Genomic DNA, 4,998 nt, shown 5'->3' on the forward strand with positions numbered 1-4,998 from the left:
ATTTACATAATATAATATTTGATATCTCTTGCACTTTCCCACTCGCTTCTTTTCTTTGAAGCGAAAGGTACTGTTTAACGGTATGGGTGTCAGTATGTCCGAGCAGTGCAGAGAGGTGAATTGTATCTACCCCTTGGCTTGATAATGCCGATACTGCTAAATTACGCATCCAGTGAAAACCAAACTCTTCGATTTTGGTATCGTTACGGATCGCATAGATATGATCTCTTATTTCGGTGTATTTTCCGCCCCTTGGAGATTTAAATACTAAGCCCTCTTTTCCCGTATAGATTGCGATCTCTTCAAGTGCTTCTTTGATATCATCGGATAAGGTAAATTCTAAATCCACTCCGACTTTACTTTCCTCTTTAGGAATGATGAACGTTTTGTGTTTGAGATCGACGTTTTCCCATGTAAGAGATAGCACTTCGTTTTTTCTCCGTCCATAGAATCCGAATAACATGATCGCTCTCATTGTAGGATTGTCTTTAAATACTTTGTGTATGCTCTGATATACCTTTTTGTATTTATCTACAGCGTTAGAGATCACCCTCTTCTCTTCAACAAGTTTACGGGTTACACGGTGAGATTTTTTAATCGGTGATACTTGGATAGATTCATCTTCGATTGCGAGTTCAAATAAAGGGTGTAAGACTTCAGTAACCATCTTTTGTGATCGTTTGGATAAGTGAGATACATCGGCAGTAATTGTGGTGATATCTGAGGACTTAACAGCCGAAATAGGTTTATCTCCGATAATATCTTTGATGTATCTTTTAAAAAAACCTTTGAGCTTGTATTGGTGACCGGCAGACCAACTATTTCTCTTGATCTCACATAGACGATCAAAGTAATCGTTTACGATCATATCAGGGCTGGCTGTAAGACTTTTAGAGGTGAGTGATTTTTTGGATTCACTTGCAATAAACTCATTGAGCGCAAAGGAAGCGAGTTCAATATTTTTACCCCGTGTCGTTCCATTGACAGTAATCGTTTTTCGGATACGTTTGCCGTTGATACGTAGATCAAACATAAACTTGGAATCATTGCTCTTATGTATTTTTAGGCTTGGGATTTCATTCCCTTTGTGGATAACTTGAATGTAATCAGAGAAGATAATCGCCATGTAGTCCCCTTGTGGTTACCGTATAGGTGACCACTTTTTAGATACTGCATGATAACGATATAGATTTAAGAGAGTCATTAAGCCCAATAATTAGGGAAAATGAATTATAAGGAATCGACAGAAAAGCAGTTTTTTAATGTTCGAATCCCCTTGGGGTCACCACTTTAAACTCCCTTTTTACCGTACTTTCAAGCACTTTAAGTTTTTTTAGGTCTCCTGTTGGTTTCCACTTTTGTTTTATTTTATAATTTTTTATATTTCAATCTAGTCCTATTTATATACAAGAATACATGAATGTAAATTCACTTTTATCATAACTCGACATAATCTCACCATCAAAATATGGAGAGATTAATGAGAAAATCATATATTTCTATGCTCACTGCTAATATCTTGTATTCGGCTTCAGTTTATGCCGGAGGTGAGCAAAGCATACACGATACAGTATTATCTAAAATAATTGTTGAAGCTCAAAAAATCGATTTTGTTGAGACAGATGCTTCAAGTCAGGGAACGATAATCGCCGAACAATTATCGAATCGACCCCTCCTCCGTCCCGCTGAAGTATTGGAGACTGTACCGGGACTTATCGTCACACAACATAGCGGTGATGGTAAAGCCAATCAATACTTCCTCCGAGGATTCAGTCTCGATCACGGAACCGATTTTTATACGACGCTCAACGGTATGCCGACCAATCTTCCCACTCATGCACACGGTCAGGGATACAATGATCTGAATTTTTTGATCCCAGAGTTGATTTCAACCATTACCTATAAAAAAGGGCCTTATTATGCCGAAGAAGGCGATTTCGCTTCAACAGGAAGCGCACATATCCGTTATGCTGATAAACTAGATGAAGGAATTGCAAGTCTATCTTTGGGGAGTTTCGGACACAAACGCGTGTTCAATGCCGATTCGTTCGATCTCAATGGCGGAACGTTACTGTACGGAATGGAATATTTTTATAATGATGGTCCATGGGAATATCCCGAAGGGTATAAACGATTCAATGGAGTCGTGAGTTATACGAAAGATGATGGGAAAAATCATTATAAAATTACTGCGATGGGGTACAAAGGGGATTGGGATGCGACAAACCATGTTCCGGTACGTGCAATCGAATCGGGTACTATAGGACGCTATGGATCACTCGATCCGAGTGATGGCGGATACACACACCGTTACAGTCTAAGCGGAGAATATGAACGCCATGATAGTACCGTCACCACAAAAGCGAATGCCTATATAATCGATTATGGATTGGATCTATTTTCAAACTTTACCTATTTTCTCAATGATCCTGTAAACGGCGATCAGTTTCAACAAAAAGAGTCGCGAATTCTTGCAGGTGGTAATATTGGGCAAGTTAGAGTCGGATCAGTGTTCGGTATCGACTCAATAGCCTCTTATGGACTGCAAGTCAGACATGATTCGATTGATGTTGCACTCAACAATACAAAGAGCCGAAACTGGCTCAGTACCATTACGTCAGATAAAGTCAATATCTCTGCAGCCGCACTCTATTATCAAAATGAACTCGTTTTGGGTGAGAAAGTTCGTATGATTCCAGGGATTCGATTCGATACCTACTGTTTCGATGTAGAAAGTGCCGTCAATAGTGCTAATTCATCCACGAAATACGCTTCAATCGCAAGTCCGAAACTAAACTTCATTTTTGGACCGTGGGGAAACACACAGTTCTTTTTAAACGGAGGATATGGCTTTCACAGTAATGATGCACGAGGAATTAGCGCCTCTAGTAATCCTGCAACACCATTGGTACGAACCAAAGGGGCTGAAGTGGGTATTCAGAACCGCTCTATTCAAGGATTGGAAACTTCTTTGTCTTTTTGGATGATGGATAGCGATTCTGAGCTCGTATTTGCTGGAGATACAGGCGGTACCGAACCGACAGGTAAATCACGGCGACAAGGGATCGAGTGGGCAAACTATTGGACTCCATCAGATTGGTTTATTTTAGATGCAGACGTTGCTCTTTCACAAGCACGCTACAAAGATCCAGTTTCAGCAGGAGGAAAATATGTTCCTGAAGCAATTGAAAAAGTTGTATCGGTCGGAATATCGATCAAAGAGTATAATGACTGGTTCGGTGGTATGCGTTTGCGCTATTTCGGCAGCCGTGCATTAATCGAAGATAATTCGGTACGTTCAGAACCTTCAACACTTGTCAACCTAAAAGCAGGTTATCATATAGCCAAGAATTTAGATGCAAGTCTCGATATATATAATTTATTGAACAGAGAAACCAATGATATTGAATACTTTTATGAATCAAAATTGGCTTCCGAGGGTTCTGGAGTATCCGATCATATGATTCATCCGGGTGAACCTAGATCGTATCGATTTAATCTAACTTATCGATATTGATGCTATAATTCTATTATGGATATTAAATATCTATAATATATACAATTGGGGATCTTTGATGAGTCAAAATAAAAAAGCTTTTATTGCCGGTGCCAGCGGTGTTATCGGAAAACCCTTATGTGCGATGTTGATTCAAGATGGTTGGAAAGTATACGGCACAACAAGAAGTGAAAATAAAGTTGAACTGCTCAAACAAATGGGTGTAGAACCAATATTAGTTGATGTCTATGATTATGAGATGCTAGAAAAAATTTTATGCGATATCAAACCGGATGTACTCTATCATCAGTTGACTGATCTTCCAGATGGTCTCAACCCTGAAAAAATGGAAGAAGCATTAGTAAGCAATGCAAAATTGCGTATTGAAGGTACATCCAATTTAGTTAAAGCTTCCATGCAAGCCGGAATCAAAAAAATGATTGCTCAAAGTATCGCATTCGTGTACGAACCGGGTGAATTACCGCATACTGAAGCATCGGCTTTGCTCAATTTTGAAGATCCAGTATACGGCACAACATCAAAAGCTGTCGCAAGTTTAGAAGAACAAGTGCTCAATGCACCGTTTATCGGTATCATCCTGCGAAATGGGCTCTTTTATGGTCCTGAAACAGGATTTGATGAACCCGTTGGTTTTGTACCTTCCGTTCATGTTGAAGCAGCAGCACATGCAGCTATACTGGCATTAGAATGTAATACAAACAATGTCTATAATGTTGCTGATGAAGATGAGCGCTTATCGAGCAAAAAAATCAAACATGAGCTAAAATGGAGTAGTGATTTTCGTTTATCATTGCATTAAGTGAGTATTTTTACGCTCTCGGATAAAATACGGCTAAACACTTAAATAGATGGATATATGATGCAATTAAGCAACAGTGTCGAGCACGCATTACACTCTTTATTTTATATGATTGATCTGCCGAAAAACAGATCAATCTCTATCAAAAAAATAGCAGAGATCCATAATATTCAAGACGCCTATCTCTCCAAAATCTTTTCCAAACTGCGTAAAGCAGGTATTGTCCGATCAACACCAGGGATAAATGGTGGATATGAACTGGCAAAACACCCAGAAGATATCTCTTTTTGGGACATAATAGAAGCAATAGAGGGGGCATCATCTTTTTTTCAATGTGCAGAGTTTAGAGAAAAGAATATGTTTGAAAACGATCCTAGCGTTTTCAATAAAGAATGCCCCTGCTTAATCAAAGTAGTTATGTTAGAAGCAGAAGAAGCATATAGAAATACTCTGAGAAACAAATCCTTACTTTGGGTCCATGATCAAGTGAGACCAAAATTCTCTGATCAAACAAAAAAAGCTATTGATGACTGGGCAAAAGCAATCATCTAGTTTTTAAATTTATATCCTCTATCGAAAAAAATATTCCAAACTAGCTATTTACTTGTTTCTACACAAAATCGATACTTCCTGATTTTCTTATTATTGAATTTGCAACATTTTTGCAACACTACTATGAGAC

Annotated in this window: 4 protein-coding genes; 3 read left to right on the plus strand and 1 reads right to left on the minus strand. The window is 38.6% G+C overall.

The genetic code is table 11. From position 1 onward, the window contains the following. Positions 1 to 1,126: tyrosine-type recombinase/integrase (locus CJD30_RS11345; protein WP_294919207.1), on the minus strand; the 1,126-nt coding region annotated here is incomplete at its 3' end. Positions 1,127 to 1,480: 354 nt separating this feature from the next. Between CJD30_RS11345 and CJD30_RS11350 the strand changes: the two genes are divergently transcribed. Genes CJD30_RS11350 through CJD30_RS11360 form a run of 3 tightly spaced genes read left to right on the plus strand, consistent with a single transcriptional unit; the run spans position 1,481 to position 4,868 of the window. Next, entirely contained in the window at positions 1,481 to 3,517 is a 2,037-nt protein-coding gene (locus tag CJD30_RS11350; RefSeq protein ID WP_294919210.1) for a TonB-dependent receptor, read from the plus strand. A gap of 58 nt (positions 3,518 to 3,575) precedes the next feature. Further along, on the plus strand, positions 3,576 to 4,316 hold the full coding sequence (locus tag CJD30_RS11355; RefSeq protein WP_294919213.1) for an NAD(P)-dependent oxidoreductase: 741 nt from the start codon (positions 3,576 to 3,578) through the stop codon (positions 4,314 to 4,316). Positions 4,317 to 4,376: 60 nt separating this feature from the next. After that, complete coding sequence (locus CJD30_RS11360) at positions 4,377 to 4,868, plus strand: Rrf2 family transcriptional regulator (RefSeq protein WP_294919215.1); 492 nt, start codon at positions 4,377 to 4,379, stop codon at positions 4,866 to 4,868. Positions 4,869 to 4,998 lie beyond the last annotated feature (130 nt).

The organism is Sulfuricurvum sp. PD_MW2 (assembly GCF_002633015.1).
Classification (GTDB): domain Bacteria; phylum Campylobacterota; class Campylobacteria; order Campylobacterales; family Sulfurimonadaceae; genus Sulfuricurvum.